The sequence below is a fragment of the Bacillus sp. 7894-2 genome (assembly GCF_002272225.1).
GTDB lineage: Bacteria > Bacillota > Bacilli > Bacillales > Cytobacillaceae > Cytobacillus.
The window spans coordinates 34,874-49,823 of record NZ_NPDG01000111.1 but is presented as its reverse complement, the minus strand read 5'-3'; the positions used below and the strand labels follow the sequence as shown (position 1 = coordinate 49,823).

Here is a 14,950-nt window from a genome sequence, read left to right as displayed (position 1 = left end):
AAAAAAGCAGCCTCCCTCACATGCACCAGTTTGGGAGACTGCTTTTTTGTTATATAAACAGCAGCAGACTGAGAGCCATGACGGCCATTCCTGCAACTAAACCATAAATGGATGTATGGGCTTCATCATACTTCTTGGCAGCCGGCAATAATTCATCAAGAGAAATGAACACCATTATTCCGGCAACTGCAGCAAAAATGACACCAAACATGACATCGTTTAAATATGGCATTAAAATCAAGTAGGCCACTATTGCGCCAATCGGCTCAGACAGTCCTGATAAAAATGAGAGCTTAAAAGCTTTCTTCTTGCTTCCTGTGGCATAATAGACAGGAACTGAGACAGCTATTCCCTCCGGTATATTATGAATGGCAATGGCCGCCGCAATGGCGATTCCAAGTGAAGGATCCTGGAGTGCAGAAGTAAATGTTGCAATTCCTTCCGGGAAGTTATGAATCGCAATCGCCAATGCCGCAAAGGTTCCCATTTTCAAGAGTGCCGGATCCTTGACGGCATTTCCGGATTCATTCATTTCTTCAACCGTCCTCACTTCATGGGGATTATCCTTTTTAGGAATAAACCGGTCAATTAATGCAATAAGGAGTATCCCCCCAAAAAAACCTCCAACAGTTGCCCAGTTGCCGCTTACTTGACCTAGTGCTCCTACAAGTGCATCTTTGGCTTTTACAAAGATCTCAATCATGGAGACATAAATCATCACACCTGCGGAAAAGCCAAGTGCCAATGATAAAAACTTCGTATTCGTTCTAGAAGTAAAAAAAGCCATTAAACTGCCAATACCTGTCGCTAAGCCGGCAAACAATGTTAGACCCAATGCAAATAATACTTCCTGCGACATTACACTCTCTCCTTTTTCTCTATTGCCAAAAAGTTTCTCCAGGGCAACTTTTGCATTAAAAAAATATATATCAATAAGTATATGCGCCTAACTTAAAAAGTTTACTTTGGTAAACATTTTATCTCCAACCCAAACCAAAAGCAATAAAAAAGGACTATTCGATTATTTTTTCTTCAATATTATAAGAATAAATGAGGAAAATGTGCATTAAAAAATAAAAAACCTTCGCTCTTTATTGCAGCGAAGGATTAATCCCAGACACGTTTTAATTGAAAAAGCTCCTGAAGGTATCCCCATACAGATATGGGCGACATTATCATTTGATAGATAAGGATAAACGTTAAGAATCCTAAAATATTTTTTCTGACTTTCAGGTTCAGATTTTTAAACACATAATGCTTTTGATATATATATAAGATACCGTAGCTTAAAATGGTAAGCGGCAGGACAAACAAGGTCATCGGTCCAACTATCCAGAAATAACCGAAGAACGCAAGCATCAATCCCGGAATCCAGAAGAAAGTATACACCATATCCAGATATGGCATTACCAGGTTAACGCCTGTTAAGTATTTTGTGTAAATTTGCGGCTGATTCCATGGCTTAATTTCATTCAGGCCTTCAATCATTCCCCTTGCCCACCTCGACCTTTGCTTTGCAAAGTGAGATAAAGAGGAAGGAACATCGGTAAAAGCTGCAGCCAGAGGCTCAAAGTACACTTTCCATTCTTTTTGAAGCAGTCTCCATGTTAATACGATATCTTCACCAATGGCATCGGGCCAGCCATTTACCTGACGGACTGCATCTGTTTTGTATAAACTGAAAGCACCTTGGGCAACCAGTGTTCCCTGATATAACCCCTGCAGCCTCTTTATTGAAGCTATACCCAGGTAATAGTCCCACTCCTGTATTTTAGTCAAAAGGTTTTCACGGCTATTGCGCACAAGCATGGAGCCTGCTACCGCACACACCTCTTCAGGACTGCTTTCCATGCGCGATACTAAAAAGCGGACTGCTGAAGGATGCAGCAGGGTATCTGCATCAAGTGTGATAACATACTCTGTTGTCACATGCTGAAGACCTCTATTTAATGCATGGAATTTTCCGGTATTAGGTTCCTTCAAAGTATCAATCGTAAGGTTAAGCTCTTTTTGAGCTCTTACTATTTCATTTTGCGTATTGTCTGTAGAACGATTGTCTATAACGATTACCTTAATCTTCCCTTGATAGTCCTGGCTCGCCACATAGCTTAACGTTTGAAAGATTGTTTTTTCTTCATTGAAGGCAGCTACCAGCAATGTCACTTCCTTATCAGGATCCGAATTTTTAAAAGATGGCTGCTTGTCCAAAAGCAGACTCATTACCAGAAAGGCATTCATATAGCCCGGTACATAGGCAATACCTCCAATAATAAGAATGCTGATCGGGTATGTGACAATTTCTGCTAAATCCTTCAGCCAGGGCAGTGAGATATATATAGAGAAAGCCATCCATAATATAGAAATCAGGTGACTAATGACAAATTTCTTATTTATGGATAGATAAACTTTTTTTCTCCTGCGATTTATGACTGGATCTGCAGGTTTAGAACTCGGCACCATAAGCTCACCTTCAATGAATATAGTTAATTAAAAAATATAGTATTTTATCATTTAAGTAACCTGGTAATTTATACAAGTATTCAAGGCAGAATGTCTTCTTTTTTGAATGTCTGAAGCATTGCTCCCGCAAAAAAGAGCAGCCTTAGACTGCTCCTCACCCGTATCTTACCTTAGAAAGGTACCATTCATATATTCCTTATACGCCGTCCGTATTTCTTCTTCGGTATTCATGACAAACGGTCCACGTGCCACAACCTGTTCTTTGACTGGCTCGCCTGCATATAGTAAAAAGCGCAAAGGCTCTTCAGCTTTTACGAAAATTTCGCTTCCAGCGTTCCCGCCATCTCCCAATTCAAGGACCTGGCCTTTTGCTGCATTGACTTCATTTTCTCCAAAAACCCCGCTGCCTTCTAAAATATAGATGAAGCCTTTGTAGCTTCCAGGCAGGTCCTGCGAGGCTGCCGCGCCTCTTTTCATCCTTGCTTCAATCATCGTAACAGGCACATGATTTAAGGCAGGAGATACAACCCCTTTGGAGGATCCGGAAAAGACTTTAATAGTAACGCCCTCTTCCTCTCTGACAGGAACTTCACTGCCTTTAAGATTTTGATATCTTGGTGCTGTCATTTTTTTCTCGCTGGGAAGATTGATCCACAGCTGCAGCGAATGGGCAGTTATTCCTTCTGTTGGCACTTCGTTATGGACGACACCGCTGCCAGCTGTCATCCATTGTACATCTCCAGGGCCTAACACACCGCCCTCACCGGAATGACTGTCATAGTGCTCAATGGCGCCTTCGATGACATAAGTTACTGTCTCAATCCCGCGATGCGGATGTACGTCAAACGCTCCCTTTTGAAATTTATCTTCCATCATCAAAAGGAATGGGTCAAATTTTTCCCACTTCCCTGGTTCTATCACAGGGCCTGCTGCATGAATGGGGCTATGTTCCTGCAGATTTACTTTCCTGATTGAAACAATTTTCCGCTTAGTAATTTCCTCATTTTCCATACGCCATTTCTCCCCTTTACATGTAAAGGGAGCAATTGAAAAACAATTGCTCCATCTGTAATTACTGATTACCTTTTTTAATCCACCCAGCAACTGTGACGGTTCTTTTCGCCTGATGCTTAACAGCTTCCTTCACATCTTCAATCATTTTCCCATCCTGGTCAACCGTTACGCTGATTCCATACGGATTGCCGCCTGCTCCGAAGAGAACCGGATCTGTATATCCAGGAGCAGCCACAATCGCTCCCCAATGGTACATTGTAGTATAAAGGGAAAGGATAGTTGCTTCCTGGCCCCCATGCGGATTTTGGGCTGATGTCATTGCACTTACTGCCTTATTAGCAAGCTTCCCTTTCGCCCAAAGACCGCCAGTTGTATCAATGAACTGTTTCATTTGGGAAGGCATATTGCCGAAACGGGTCGGCACGCTGAATATAATGGCATCTGCCCATTCAAGATCGTCCGGCTTAATTTCAGGCACATCCTTTGTTGCCTCAACAGTAGCTTTCCATACAGGATTGCCTTCAATTGCAGATTGCGGTGCCAATTCTGGAACCTTAAAAACTTTAACTTCCGCACCAGCTTCTTTGCCGCCTTCCTCCGCCCATTTAGACAATTGATAGTTTGTTCCGCCCATGCTGTAAAAAATTACGGCCAATTTCACATTTTCCATATGAATCGTCTCCTTTTTAGTTGAATTTCCAAATAACCTTGATAGGATACCCATATCAGCACCGCCTATTCTTTCATTCTCTTCCCTTTAATTCATTTCATTAACTAGTTTTATATTTGTTTATACCAGCGGGCTGCAGCCTGAACTTCACCCATGGTTAATTGGTGTCCAAAACTTTCCCAGTGAAGCTCGACTTTCGCTCCTGCACTTTCCAATAAAGACTGTAAATCAGTTGATTCTTCTGCAGGACAAATCGGGTCATTGGTTCCTGCAGCGATAAATACCGATGTTCCGCTAAGATCAGGCAATTCAGCACAACGCCTTGGAACCATCGGATGATGCAGAATCGCCGCTCTTAATGAGTTTTTATGATGGAATAATAAGCTTCCTGCAATATTAGCTCCATTCGAATAGCCAATTGCCACTATGTTTTCACGTTTAAATTCATATTTCTGTGCAGCTTCATCTAAAAAATCGTTTAATTCTTTAGTGCGAAAAATCAAATCTTCTTCATCAAAGACACCTTCTGCCAGTCTCCGGAAAAACCTCGGCATACCATGTTCCAGCACATTTCCCCGCACACTAAGGACAGATGCCTCAGGATCAATATGCCCTGCAAGCTGAAGCAGGTCAGTTTCTGTACCTCCTGTTCCGTGAAGCAGCAATAACACAGGTTTAGAAGCATCTTTTCCTTTTTGAAAAATATGTTTCAAAGTATCTTCCCCCTCTTCTTTTTAATCCAATTCTCTAACTTCAATTGGGATTAGTTTCCGCTCGATGTGATTTCTCATATCCTCATATTGTTCTGGAAGCATCAGCTTCTCTCCCATTTTCCCAGGTGATTCGTCATGCGCAAATCCAGGTGGGTCGGTTGCAATTTCAAAAAGAAGTTCCCCTTGCTCCCGAAAGTAAATGGCATTAAAATAATTCCGGTCCCTGACTGGCGTCACACCATATCCATTTGATCTCACATATTCCTGCCACTCCAATTGATCCTCGTCATCTTCTGCCCGCCAGGCGATATGATGGACTGTGCCGACACCCATCTGGCCGCGCTTGCCGGAAGTTTTTTTCAGGTCAATGACATTGCCGATCCGGGCAGTGGATTGGAACCGGATCATTTCTCCCTCTTCCCCAATGCGTTCAAGGCCCATAACTGTTTCAAGCAAATGTGCCGTTTGCTCAGGCTGGGTTGAATATAGTGTCGCTCCAGCAAAACCCTTTATTGCAGCATCAGGAGTGATGCCTCCAAAAGACCATGTATTCATCTCTCCCTCTTCTCTTTCTACCATTTCTAATACAAGGCCATGTGGATCAAGAAGCTTAATCGACTCTTCTCCGAATCTTTTTTCCATTGTGTAAGAAATATTAAACTTCTCAAATCTGTCTTGCCAAAATCCAAGGGCACCCATGGGAATGGCATAGGAGGTTACCCCAACCTGGCCATCCCCTATGACTCCCTGGAAAGCATTCGCCCATGGAAAGAAAGTAATGATTGTCCCCGGCTTTCCTTCTTCATTGCCAAAGTAGAGATGATAAGTGCCGGGGTCATCAAAATTTACGGTCTGCTTGACCATTCTCAAACCCAGTACTCCTGCATAAAAATCGACATTCTCCTGCGGATGGCCGACGATGGCAGTGATATGATGGATCCCACTAGTTTTTCTGCCCACTGTAAACACCTCTTCCTATTTAATGTATCCTAAATTCAGCCAATAAAACTCATTTCAATTCAAATATTTTTAATTCAAGATATTAGATTTAACTCTCTGTTCGTTTTTTAACTTTTTCAAGTAAATTTACTAAATGATCCAGCTCAGCTGAATTCAGTTCTTCAAAAAATGTATTAACCCATTGCTGGTGTTTCGGCATAATCTCTTCCAATAACTTATTTCCTTTGTCAGTTAAACCAATATGAATCGCCCGGCGGTCATTAGGACATGCGTTCCGTTTTGCATATCCCTTTTCCACAAGCTTATCAATTACATAAGTCATCGAGCCGCTCGTAATTAATATCCTCTTACCAATTTCGTGTATCGTTTGCATATCTTTGTGGTATAGAGCTTCCAGCACTGCAAACTCGGTCATGCTAAGGCTAAATTTGGTGATACTGTCCTTTATGCATTCATGAATGGATTTGGATGTCTGCATGAGAATCAGGAAGGCCGGATTAGGGCACGACCTTTTCATATTATCACCTGCCAATACCTCAAATTAATTTATCTTGATTTCGAGATAATTATAAAATACATTTCTGATTGTGTCAATCTTCTGGATTGAAGACCTCTTTCTTCAGTCAGCTGTTTTAATTTAGCCGAGTGTTTTTCACATTATTAAACACCGGCCATTTTAAATCATTCAGCATATTGACTTCTTCTTTAACATAAAGGTATATATGATTTATAATGTTGGAATTTTCCGATAAATTCAAGGGGTGAGGGAATGTATAATGCATACTGCCGAATGGTTCAAAAAACCTTCAAGCTGGCATCGCCTTTTCTGCCATGGCGGGAACCGGAATTATTAGAAGGCGCCAATAGCCTGGATAAGCTTCCGGATGTAATTAAGAAGAATGACATCAGCAGAATTCTGATTGTAACTGACAGCGGCATCAGTGCTCTTGGCCTAATGAATGGTTTGCTGTTAAATTTACAGAAAAAGAGCATTGAGTTTTATATATATGATCAAACCATTCCAAATCCTACAATTACGAATATAGAAGAAGCACTTGACGTATATAAAAAAAAGGATTGCCAGGGGATTATAGCTTTTGGCGGGGGTTCTCCGATTGATTGCGCCAAAGGAGTTGGTGCAAGAGTTGTGAGGCCAGAGAAAAGCATTTCACAAATGAAAGGCCAATTTAAGGTTAGAAAAAAGCTCCCTCCCATTTTTGCAGTCCCGACCACAGCAGGTACTGGAAGTGAAGCCACTGTTGCTGCGGTCATTACTGACAGCGAATCACACGAGAAATATGCGATCATTGATTTGAACTTAATCCCGCATTATGCTGTTCTTGACCCGTTGATTACTTTACAAATGCCTCCTCATATAACAGCTGCAACCGGTATGGATGCACTAACCCATGCCATCGAAGCCTACATTGGCAGAAGCAATACAGCAGAGACTAGAAAATTCAGCATTGATGCAGTCCGGCTCATTTATAATAATCTTTATGAAACATACAAGAATGGAGAAAATCTGACGGCAAGAGCCAATATGCAGAAAGCTGCTTATCTTGCAGGACTGGCTTTCACCAGGGCCTACGTTGGCAATGTTCATGCTATTGCCCATACACTCGGAGGTTTTTATTCGGTCCCTCACGGTTTGGCAAATGCCGTCATCCTTTCATATGTCCTGGAGCATTATGGAGAGACAGTATGGGATCCTTTGGCTGAGCTGGCAGTGGCCGCACGTATCGGCAATGCGACAGATTCGGCTGAAGAAAATGCCCGAAATTTTATTCTTAGCATAAAATCCCTAAACAGCAGCATGGGGATTCCGCCAAAAGTGAGCGGAATTCAAGACAGGGACATTCCAATCATGGCTGAACGTGCCTTAAAGGAAGCAAATCCCCTGTATCCTGTTCCGAAAATCTTCAGCAGAGATGATATGTTTAGACTGTACCAGCTGATAAAAGAGTAAGAGGCAGGTTGCATTTGACTGCAATCTGCCTTTCTAAAACCGTTTTTTTATAAAATTCATGAACACAAGCATGGAAGTTGAAATCAGTAATATAATTGAAACCCACATCCAAGCCAGTTCCATATCTCCTGAATCCATAGCAACGTAGATCGCGGTGGGAAGTGTTTGTGTCTTTCCGGGAATATTGCCTGCAAACATTAATGTGGCACCGAATTCTCCTATTGCCCTTGCAAAGCTTAATATTGCTCCTGTCATGATAGCTTTAGAAGCCAGCGGCATCGTTACATGCAGAAAAACCTTTAAATCTGATGCACCATCGACTCTAGAGGCGTCTTCAACCTCATTGTCAATGGATTCAAAACCAGCCCTGGCAGATTGATACATCAGAGGGAAGGCTACAACGGCCGCTGCAATAACAGCAGCCCACCACGTGAATATGACTGGCCCGTTAAACAGCGATTCAATCCCTCGTCCGACGAAAGATTGCTTTCCAAAAACCACAATAAGCAAAAATCCTACAACGGAAGGCGGAAGGACCAATGGCAAAAGCAGCAAAGTATCTATAATTGCCTGGCCTTTAAACGTCCGATTTGCCATCAGTTTTGCAGCTAAAACCCCTATTACTAAAACAGCGAGAAGCGATATAGAGGCAATTTCCAGTGAGAGTTTAACCGGTGACCAAAAGTATTCGGATTGAATCATTTCAGCAGGTAAAAAAACCGTATGGCTCCATTTTAGACATTCCTTGTTCAGCTTGCATAAATCTGTAGAAAAGCTGTTTCGTATCCCGGTTATTACTCTTTTTTAATACTCCCAGCTGATTGAAAATAATCATATAAACTCCTTTATAAATAAAAATACATCTGTTAAATATAATATACCTAATCATTATAAATGAAAAATTAAGAGCAGCATTCTATTATCTTGAAGTTTTTGTGTCACGGATCAGATTTTTATAGTAAATCACTGTTGCCTCCAGATTGCCTTGTTCAGACTGTGCGAAGCCTGGTATGATGCCTGCTTTAATATATCCTGCTGATTGATAAAGGATATTGGAAACATCACCTTCTCTAGTATCAAGCACAAGCAGGCTTCGGCCCTCCTGCTTCGCTTTATCTTCTGCCGCTTTTAATAGCAATCGTCCCAAACCCTTTCTGCGGATGGAGGGGTCAGTCATTAATTTTGCAATCTCCGCACGATGGCTTCCATTTTCTTTCTGGCATAAATGGAGCTGGATTGTTCCGGCAGCTTTCCCATCCATTACAGCTAAAAACAAAACCATATCTTTGTTTTTTAATAAACCCTCCCAATATTCCTCTGCCTTAGCTTGACCAAGCGGGGGCAGAAACCCTATTGATGCTCCCTCATTTACCACCTCAATTAATAGTTTGGACAGCTCTTTTTTGTATCCTTCAATGGATTTAACCTCGAAAATATCCATTCCCGTTCACCCGTTTCTTTTAATTTATCTAACCTGTCCACTTCTGGCGAATCTAATACATTAACATTCCATATAAGTAAAAAGTTCTCCTCCCTTCCTCAAAACAAAACAAAAAAAAGCTCTGCCAAAAATTTCACGCAAAGCTTTCATTATGCTTTATCGAAACCAGCCCTTCTTCTTAAACCACCAAAACATGCCTAAGGCAATAATAAACATTAATAACAGCGTTTCAAAGTATCCATATTTCCATGTTAATTCCGGCATGTTTTCAAAATTCATTCCGTAAATTCCCGCAATGAAGGTTAATGGCATAAATATGGTGGTTATCACGGTAAGAACTCTCATTACCCGGTTTGTCTGATGGGAGTTGATCGATAAATAACTGTCACGGATATCGGTTGTCAATTCCCTGTTTTCATCAATCATTTCAGTCAATTTCAATAAGTGGTCATGAATATCAGCAAAGTATTCGTATCTTTCCTTTACGCCTTTAAGCCTATGGGAATTAATGACACGGTATATTAAATCCCGCATCGGAATGACTGTATATCTTATCTGCAATAAATGATGGCGGATATCAAATAACTTCTCCAATAATTCTTCCATCGTTTCATCATTTGGGTTGTCTTCAATGAGACTCAAACGATCTTCCAGCTGATAAACGATGGGAAAGTAATTATCCACTATTTTATCAATGATATGGTACATGACCAGGTAAGGGTCCCATTTACTAATCTTCTTACTCAAGCTCAGCCTTTCCCAGACATCATCCATTTCCCTGGAGAGGTCATGATGGTAGGATACTATGTAATTTGAACCAATAAAAAAGTTAATTTCCTGTTTATCTTCGTTAATATGATTTAGGCTATGGGTGACAAAAAAGCTATAGTCTTCATAATAGTCCATTTTGGGGCGCTGGAGTTTGACAACACAATCCTCTATTGCCAGGGGGTGAAAATGAAAAGTCTTATCGAGCTCAGCAGTTTCCTCCTCGGTTGGCTGATCAAAATCAACCCAAAACCACTTATAACTTTCCCACTCTGCTTTCAGCCGCTCAAATGTAATATCTTTCTGCAGTTCATTTTTTTTATTAACAGCTTGTATTCTAATCATGATTGTCTCCTAGTCTTTCCATTCTGTAAACGTATTTTTTCCACTTTTGATACCGATATCCTAATGAAGACTCTTCCACTGGATATTTATTATTTACCTCTTCACCTTGCTCTGTTAAACAAGAAAATACTTTTCCGATTCAAGTCAGACCATGCATGTTTTTATTCCCTGATCCAAATTGCTTTTGTGTATCCAATTTTCATACCCGCTTTTTCCATATTATTCTGGCTTACCGAACCAAACCTTGCCTGACCAGTCACCAGCTCGGCATCATTTGTAATCGCCTGGGAGATTCGGTCTTGAATAAGCGCACTGTGGACTCCCCTGTTTTTGAAAGAAGGCAAAACAGCCGCAGCGGCAAGATTTGCCACCCCTTCCTCCATGAAAATGACACCTATTCCAGCTGGTTCGCTGTTTACAAAAGCGAGGTAAAAGACCCATTTTTCATTGCCATGAAGCACCTCATTATTTTCAGCTATCCCCTGGCTAAGGAATCCTGGCATGCCAAATCCCTTTGTATAAACCTCACCGAAAAGTCCAAAATCCTTTCTTTGCATCCTGCGTATATAAATACCAGCATGAATGGGAAGATCCTTAAGATCTGATGGCTCCGCAAACAGAGTGGTATGGAAATCACATTGATAAAATCCTTTTTGATGATCCGTTTGACGGTGTGATCTCCAATCGAATGGGAATCCCTTTTCCCTGGTAGAAATCAACTATTTGGTCAAGAACTTCGGTATCGGCTTCCTTAAACCCCTTTACGAGATTGAAGGTTGGACCCGGAATATTCCTGGCAAAAAAAAGCGGTTGTCTGGCCAAATTTTTTTATCTCCACGCCCATTGGGTTTCCATCCCGTTTTTTAATAGCTGTCAATCTGGAGTGCAGCACATCTGTCTCTGCCTGGTCCAGCCTCTCAGCTAAGTCCCTTTTCATCACTAGATTCATAATTTTCACCTCATTTATCAAAATCAAGCCTTCCAAAAGAATGCAATATTTTATATCGCTTAACTGCAAGTATTCCTTTCCAATGATTGCGTGCAACTTGGAATTCCTTATCAAATTGTCCCCAGCTCCAGGAAATATCCCATGTCCCTTCTTTTGAGATCTGCTCAATATAGAAATCAAGATTATCATCAATTAACAATCCAAATTTCATAGAGAGAGAATCTTCAGGATGCTCAGCAAAATCCAACGGAGTGGCTGTATAGCCTAATCCCCAATCTCCTTTGTTCTTCCCGGCAGCTATGTATGCAAGAGCATTCACTTTGTCAGCCGTATGCTTGAGAGTGCAATTAATTCTGGAATCAAATTCAGTTTCCTGCTTAGACATTAGCTTTATCAACTGCTGAAAATTGTTTTAGGAGACAAAGATGAGTGATAGGGATTTAGAAACCGGACAATGTTTTACTATGTACGTAGAGTACAGAGACAACGAAGGAAATTTTCTTGAACCACTTAAAAGAAAATATCGTCCGGTTGTAATATTTAAGGATCCTTTGGATGATTCTGTTTATGCTTGCCAAACAACTGGCCAAATGGATAAACCACGCTATAGAAAAAATGGTGTAGTTATCAGGGACATTCAAGAAGCCGGTATGAAGAAAGAAACTATTATCCGGCTCGAATACCACAGTAGATACAAAATCGAAAATCCAGAAGATTTGAGAGGACCTATAGGAAAGTTATCTGAAAGAGATATTGATAACTTCCTTGAAAAGCTAGTTGAAGTACGATTAAAGGAATACTCAAGAGAAAATTCATTAGAACTTTAAGGGGGCACTTCGAAAATTTTGTGTTGTAAGCAAAATTTGACACGACAAAAGCCAAATTCCTATTAGGTAAAAGGATTTGGCTTATTTTTTCGTAGGCTTTAAAAATTCTTTTAAACACCAACCAGATTATACATTAACGCTGTAATTGATAGTCGTTCAATTCTTGAAGTAACATTTCAATCCCTCTAGGGCTTAAAGTTAATTCTCCGTTTCCAAAGGTCTTATTTTCAGGTGTGATTTCTCCGGTTATAGCACAAGCTTTACCAGGGTTATATTTTTGGAGAATTATTTTATCGTTTTCAACAAAGATCTCTAAGGGATCTTTTATTTCTATATTAAAAACTCTGCGTAATTCAATGGGAAGAACAACTCTTCCTAATTCATCAACTTTTCTAACCACACCAATGCTTTTCATTGAAAATCATCCTTTCCCAACTCTATCCATCAAAATATTTATTATTATAGCAAACTAATTATAAGGTGTATCGCCAACATTTCACAAAAACTTCATATGCTAAGATCGCTTAATTCTGACGCTATTCAATATGAACTTAAAAAAGATGACTCCGGCTGCTTACCGAAGTCATCTTATCGCTGCTTGGTGTCTACTTAATAGGTTTCGGTTAACATAACAACAAAAACAGTTTTTATTAATTGTTGTTTACAACGTCTTCAACAATCTGAAAGATTCAGTAAATAATGCCGGAAACTTTTTAATTATCAGAGAATATTTAATTCAAAAGTGCCTAATATAAGAAATTTAATACTTATTTCATAAAACTCCAAACAATAAAAAACAATAAGAGTACACTGTTTAAAATAAGCATTTTCTTTATACCGAACCCTTTAAATGTAAAACCCAATTTGTAAAATATAACATCAACTACACTTTTACTAATAAAGAACAATCCAGCATATAAGAAGGAGTTTTCAGTCGATTGTTTGATTAAATAAATAATCAAAAACAGGATACCTACTGTAATGAGAGAATGGTAAATGCTAAGTTGTGTTTCATTGGTATTTTCATTCATTTTCACTTACTCCTCCACTTTAAAAAATGTGTAAAAGTCATTATTTACTAGATTATTAATTAATTGTCTTAGCTATAGAGCAAATAGTATTTTTTGGTTGTACCAGCTTGGTGTTGACGGTTAGGATCCCAATACATAGTGACAAAATATTCTTGAGCAAGAATACCTAAACTCTTATGATCCCATCTTTGCTTTTTGTAGAATATAGCATACGCATTAATGTCAGTTTCAATTGCAATAGCAATCAGCATGGAGGATATTACAGTCCCTAGAACAGTTGAAATTACTCCTATAGCAACAGCCAAAGCACCAGTTGTCATGTTTTTGATATTTGTTGACAGCTGTACATTACCATAAGTTGCACCTTTATTTATTGTATAGTCGCTACTTGGATACGGAGAGGTTTTCGATTCATGATATGCCATGATTCCTATTTCATTATCTGTCTCTTTTGAAGCTGGCGTTAATGCCTCACTTTCCGGAACATACTCTTCATTGAAAGTCGCAACTTTCTTACCATTTTCATCATATAAAACGTTGTCATCCAACTTAAAAGCTTCTACATTGCCTTCAGGGCTATGCGCTTCCATTCTAACAGATCCATCAGCTTGTTGATACTGATAAACGTCGTATTTTTCTCCTCTAACCTCAATAGATTGCTTTTCTTCCTTTTTCAAGGAATCTAAATAAGCCTTCTTGTCAGTAATTTCTTGAGTTCCATTACTGTTGGCAAAAACATTTGATACTGGACTTAGTAATACAGCAACCGAAAGTAATGATACTAATGTCTTTTTAAACATAGTTTTTCCCCCTTAGATTAGTGGACAATGACTTTTACACACTTTAATCTTACCTTAAATTATCCAAAAATACCAATAATTTATAAAAATGTAAAAATTATGGGATTGTGTGCTATGATTCAAATCTCCTATAATTAGGGGGTTTTCTGAACATCAAAAAAACCGACAAGGTATAAACCCTGTCAGTTTCTTGTTTGTTTTCTCCTTAATGACCATCTGATCCATCTAACTAGCCATATAATCACAGTAATAACAAACAACACAAATAAAGGAAGGAAGTTATCCTTTGCTATTTCGGTATTAATATAATTCAGGGCAAAAAGAAACAAGATTGTACCAAACGTAGCTACATAAATTTTTTTTAGCATTCCTTTACAACCTTTCGCTCATAAATGTTTTTTCCTGAATTTAGGAGGAAAAATGGATATATATATAGAATTATTATATTGTGAAAAAACTTTAAAAAGGGAGATAACTCATGAGAAAAATTATGAAGTCTTTAATTGTTTTTCTAACGCTTTTACTAGTTTTAACGTCTTTCCCAAGTTTAAATTTTGCAAGCACTAATCTACAGAGTGATTCTTCATTAGAGAAGTCCCAAGTAGATGAAAACGAATTGGAAACCAATTTAAATGGTGATATTCAACCTAATGCTATTATTGGTGGCGGTGTAATAACTTGCCAGGGTCTTACAGGATATGCAGAGTGTGACATCGACTTAGTTTCTACAAGACCTTTAACTTCCGGACAACTTACTGTAAGATTTTATAAAATAGTAGATGGAACTAAAACTTTATCAAAATATTATAATCTTCCTGTACGCGGACTTAACGGAAAGACTTTTGTTGAGCTAGTTACAAATCCTGTTTTAACTAAAGGCAGTTACCAAGCAAGTGTCCATGGTTATATATACGGATATGAAAGCGATATTCCATATAATGTAGCTACATTTTGGTCTACAAAATTTACAGTCAAGTAAATAAGAATGGGAGATAAAATGGTC

Annotated in this window: 18 protein-coding genes; 3 read left to right on the top strand and 15 right to left on the bottom strand. The window is 39.3% G+C overall.

All coding sequences use genetic code 11. From position 1 onward, the window contains the following. Positions 1–49: 49 nt before the first annotated feature. From zupT to CHI10_RS17015, 7 genes are all read right to left on the bottom strand, one after another. Positions 50–859 carry a zinc transporter ZupT gene (gene zupT / locus CHI10_RS17045; protein WP_095245416.1) on the bottom strand — a complete coding sequence of 270 codons (810 nt, stop codon included), beginning with the start codon at positions 857–859 and terminating at the stop codon, positions 50–52. A gap of 248 nt (positions 860–1,107) precedes the next feature. After that, positions 1,108–2,460: a glycosyltransferase family 2 protein gene (locus tag CHI10_RS17040; RefSeq protein ID WP_095245415.1), complete on the bottom strand. Its 1,353-nt coding sequence runs from the start codon at positions 2,458–2,460 to the stop codon at positions 1,108–1,110. 165 nt (positions 2,461–2,625) lie between these two features. Continuing rightward, on the bottom strand, positions 2,626–3,471 hold the full coding sequence (locus CHI10_RS17035; protein WP_095245414.1) for a pirin family protein: 846 nt from the start codon (positions 3,469–3,471) through the stop codon (positions 2,626–2,628). A gap of 61 nt (positions 3,472–3,532) precedes the next feature. Then, on the bottom strand, positions 3,533–4,144 hold the full coding sequence (wrbA, locus tag CHI10_RS17030; protein ID WP_095245413.1) for an NAD(P)H:quinone oxidoreductase: 612 nt from the start codon (positions 4,142–4,144) through the stop codon (positions 3,533–3,535). Between the two features lie 110 nt (positions 4,145–4,254). Beyond that, a complete protein-coding gene (locus tag CHI10_RS17025) occupies positions 4,255–4,857 on the bottom strand; it encodes an alpha/beta hydrolase (protein WP_095245412.1) in 603 nt (200 codons plus the stop codon). 21 nt (positions 4,858–4,878) lie between these two features. Next, entirely contained in the window at positions 4,879–5,817 is a 939-nt protein-coding gene (locus CHI10_RS17020) for a ring-cleaving dioxygenase (RefSeq protein WP_095245411.1), read from the bottom strand. A gap of 88 nt (positions 5,818–5,905) precedes the next feature. Beyond that, on the bottom strand, positions 5,906–6,334 hold the full coding sequence (locus CHI10_RS17015) for a MarR family winged helix-turn-helix transcriptional regulator (RefSeq protein WP_095245410.1): 429 nt from the start codon (positions 6,332–6,334) through the stop codon (positions 5,906–5,908). A gap of 252 nt (positions 6,335–6,586) precedes the next feature. Here CHI10_RS17015 and CHI10_RS17010 point away from each other — a divergent pair, with 252 nt between their 5' ends. After that, positions 6,587–7,786, top strand: coding sequence for an iron-containing alcohol dehydrogenase (locus tag CHI10_RS17010; RefSeq protein WP_095245409.1), 1,200 nt, complete (start codon positions 6,587–6,589; stop codon positions 7,784–7,786). A 33-nt stretch (positions 7,787–7,819) separates the two neighbouring features. Here CHI10_RS17010 and modB read toward each other — a convergent pair whose 3' ends face one another. From modB to CHI10_RS16985, 6 genes are all read right to left on the bottom strand, one after another. Continuing rightward, positions 7,820–8,488: a molybdate ABC transporter permease subunit gene (gene modB / locus CHI10_RS17005; protein WP_095245408.1), complete on the bottom strand. Its 669-nt coding sequence runs from the start codon at positions 8,486–8,488 to the stop codon at positions 7,820–7,822. 217 nt (positions 8,489–8,705) lie between these two features. Beyond that, positions 8,706–9,227 carry a GNAT family N-acetyltransferase gene (locus tag CHI10_RS17000; protein ID WP_095245407.1) on the bottom strand — a complete coding sequence of 174 codons (522 nt, stop codon included), beginning with the start codon at positions 9,225–9,227 and terminating at the stop codon, positions 8,706–8,708. 156 nt (positions 9,228–9,383) lie between these two features. Beyond that, entirely contained in the window at positions 9,384–10,340 is a 957-nt protein-coding gene (gene corA / locus CHI10_RS16995; protein ID WP_095245406.1) for a magnesium/cobalt transporter CorA, read from the bottom strand. 161 nt (positions 10,341–10,501) lie between these two features. Next, on the bottom strand, positions 10,502–11,059 hold the full coding sequence (locus CHI10_RS16990) for a hypothetical protein (protein WP_286137440.1): 558 nt from the start codon (positions 11,057–11,059) through the stop codon (positions 10,502–10,504). 32 nt (positions 11,060–11,091) lie between these two features. After that, positions 11,092–11,289 carry a hypothetical protein gene (locus tag CHI10_RS22780; RefSeq protein WP_286137438.1) on the bottom strand — a complete coding sequence of 66 codons (198 nt, stop codon included), beginning with the start codon at positions 11,287–11,289 and terminating at the stop codon, positions 11,092–11,094. 10 nt (positions 11,290–11,299) lie between these two features. Continuing rightward, positions 11,300–11,674, bottom strand: a complete 375-nt coding sequence (locus CHI10_RS16985) for a hypothetical protein (protein ID WP_286137437.1) — start codon at positions 11,672–11,674, stop codon at positions 11,300–11,302. A gap of 40 nt (positions 11,675–11,714) precedes the next feature. Between CHI10_RS16985 and CHI10_RS16980 the strand changes: the two genes are divergently transcribed. Further along, positions 11,715–12,116 carry a hypothetical protein gene (locus tag CHI10_RS16980; RefSeq protein WP_095245405.1) on the top strand — a complete coding sequence of 134 codons (402 nt, stop codon included), beginning with the start codon at positions 11,715–11,717 and terminating at the stop codon, positions 12,114–12,116. A gap of 133 nt (positions 12,117–12,249) precedes the next feature. Here the strand turns inward: CHI10_RS16980 and CHI10_RS16975 are convergent, their stop codons facing one another. Next, positions 12,250–12,531 carry an AbrB/MazE/SpoVT family DNA-binding domain-containing protein gene (locus tag CHI10_RS16975; RefSeq protein ID WP_095245404.1) on the bottom strand — a complete coding sequence of 94 codons (282 nt, stop codon included), beginning with the start codon at positions 12,529–12,531 and terminating at the stop codon, positions 12,250–12,252. A gap of 684 nt (positions 12,532–13,215) precedes the next feature. Beyond that, positions 13,216–13,947, bottom strand: coding sequence for a hypothetical protein (locus CHI10_RS16965; protein WP_095245402.1), 732 nt, complete (start codon positions 13,945–13,947; stop codon positions 13,216–13,218). Between the two features lie 478 nt (positions 13,948–14,425). On the opposite strand from CHI10_RS16965, the gene CHI10_RS16955 reads away from it, so the two are divergent. Then, entirely contained in the window at positions 14,426–14,926 is a 501-nt protein-coding gene (locus CHI10_RS16955; RefSeq protein WP_095245400.1) for a hypothetical protein, read from the top strand. Positions 14,927–14,950: the final 24 nt, after the last annotated feature.

Coding starts and splice junctions, on each gene's coding strand:
- zupT (WP_095245416.1), bottom strand. CDS start 859: ATGTCGCAGGAAGTATTATTTGCATTGGGTCTAACATTGTTTGCCGGC.
- CHI10_RS17040 (WP_095245415.1), bottom strand. CDS start 2,460: ATGGTGCCGAGTTCTAAACCTGCAGATCCAGTCATAAATCGCAGGAGA.
- CHI10_RS17035 (WP_095245414.1), bottom strand. CDS start 3,471: ATGGAAAATGAGGAAATTACTAAGCGGAAAATTGTTTCAATCAGGAAA.
- wrbA (WP_095245413.1), bottom strand. CDS start 4,144: ATGGAAAATGTGAAATTGGCCGTAATTTTTTACAGCATGGGCGGAACA.
- CHI10_RS17015 (WP_095245410.1), bottom strand. CDS start 6,334: ATGAAAAGGTCGTGCCCTAATCCGGCCTTCCTGATTCTCATGCAGACA.
- CHI10_RS17010 (WP_095245409.1), top strand. CDS start 6,587: ATGTATAATGCATACTGCCGAATGGTTCAAAAAACCTTCAAGCTGGCA.
- modB (WP_095245408.1), bottom strand. CDS start 8,488: ATGATTCAATCCGAATACTTTTGGTCACCGGTTAAACTCTCACTGGAA.
- CHI10_RS17000 (WP_095245407.1), bottom strand. CDS start 9,227: ATGGATATTTTCGAGGTTAAATCCATTGAAGGATACAAAAAAGAGCTG.
- corA (WP_095245406.1), bottom strand. CDS start 10,340: ATGATTAGAATACAAGCTGTTAATAAAAAAAATGAACTGCAGAAAGAT.
- CHI10_RS22780 (WP_286137438.1), bottom strand. CDS start 11,289: ATGAATCTAGTGATGAAAAGGGACTTAGCTGAGAGGCTGGACCAGGCA.
- CHI10_RS16985 (WP_286137437.1), bottom strand. CDS start 11,674: ATGTCTAAGCAGGAAACTGAATTTGATTCCAGAATTAATTGCACTCTC.
- CHI10_RS16980 (WP_095245405.1), top strand. CDS start 11,715: ATGAGTGATAGGGATTTAGAAACCGGACAATGTTTTACTATGTACGTA.
- CHI10_RS16975 (WP_095245404.1), bottom strand. CDS start 12,531: ATGAAAAGCATTGGTGTGGTTAGAAAAGTTGATGAATTAGGAAGAGTT.
- CHI10_RS16965 (WP_095245402.1), bottom strand. CDS start 13,947: ATGTTTAAAAAGACATTAGTATCATTACTTTCGGTTGCTGTATTACTA.
- CHI10_RS16955 (WP_095245400.1), top strand. CDS start 14,426: ATGAGAAAAATTATGAAGTCTTTAATTGTTTTTCTAACGCTTTTACTA.